Genomic DNA, 640 nt, shown 5'->3' on the forward strand with positions numbered 1-640 from the left:
AATATCTAATAGGTCATGGGTTAATTACTGGCAGAGTAAGCAAAGAATTAGTAAACCCAAACTCGATAAAAATAACATCTAAAGGAATTGACTTTCTCAGCGATGATGGCGGCTTGGGTGCTATTTTGAATGTAACGGTAGTGAAATTTCATGACGATACAATAGAAAAAATAGCCCAATTTATAGAGTCGTCTGCTCTCCCCAAACAGGATAAAGAATCCTTTTTGAAGCAACTTCGAACCCTTCCCGCAGACGGAATAAAACATTTGATGACAAAGCTAATCGACCTTGGTCTGGCTCAAGGTCCTGCCGCATTTCAACTAATTTCATCAGCGTTCCAGTCTTAGAGAATTCATCATCATCTCTTAATTTTGTAAATCGCCCATAACCCATTTCTTTTGACAGGAGAACCCAAAAGTCCTCCTGTTCATCGGTGTGTATGAAAAAACCATTTTTGTGAAAGTAAGCGCTGTATATCGTTACAGATAGCTCACCCATTCCATTAATATACATGCCAGCCTCTCTGCTTATCTCTTTCCCTTAAATAAAAAGGCCGCACTGGGCGACCGGATTGAATTTATGCCTGCTTTGTTAACCCACTCAGGCGGCGCGGGCTTCCTGCTTTCCACAGTCAAGAAAA

Annotated in this window: 1 pseudogene; it reads left to right on the plus strand. The window is 40.9% G+C overall.

The window, feature by feature from the left end:
- Window positions 1–347: pseudogene (locus ACGF5R_RS24310) on the plus strand (hypothetical protein); the annotation flags it as partial.
- Window positions 348–640: the final 293 nt, after the last annotated feature.

The organism is Photorhabdus sp. RM71S, from assembly GCF_042879355.1.
In the GTDB taxonomy this organism is placed as follows: domain Bacteria; phylum Pseudomonadota; class Gammaproteobacteria; order Enterobacterales; family Enterobacteriaceae; genus Photorhabdus; species Photorhabdus kayaii.